Here is a 386-nt window from a genome sequence, read left to right as displayed (position 1 = left end):
TTGTTTCGAGCGTCACAAAGAAAAAGGGAATTGTTGGGTCACGAATCAACTACAGGTAATCCTGCCAGGGCCATTGCTACTTCTTCTGCACTATATTCAGTATCAACAAGCCGTCCAGCTTGATAATCGATATAAGCTTGCATATCAAAATGTCCATGACCGCAAAGGTTGAACAGGATAGTTTTGCTTCTTCCTTCTTGTTTACAGAGTAAAGCCTGATCAATTGTTGCTTTGACGGCATGATTAGCTTCTGGTGCTGGTAAAATTCCTTCTGCGCGGGCAAAAGTTAATCCAGTAGCAAAGCAAGCGAGTTGGTATTCAGCACGTGATTCAACTAATCCCAAATTCACAATATGGCTAACAAGGGGAGCCATACCGTGATAGCG

The 386-nt window shown here is 43.0% G+C and carries 1 pseudogene; it reads right to left on the bottom strand.

Annotated elements, in window-relative coordinates:
• Positions 1-38: 38 nt before the first annotated feature.
• A pseudogene (locus G1O98_RS38665) lies at positions 39-386 on the bottom strand (TrpB-like pyridoxal-phosphate dependent enzyme); the annotation flags it as partial.

Origin of the sequence: Nostoc sp. UIC 10630 (genome assembly GCF_010747425.1) — a bacterium.
Taxonomy (GTDB): Bacteria; Cyanobacteriota; Cyanobacteriia; order Cyanobacteriales; family Nostocaceae; genus Nostoc.
Note: the sequence above shows the minus strand (reverse complement) of the source record. Positions and strands in the feature narration are given on the sequence as shown.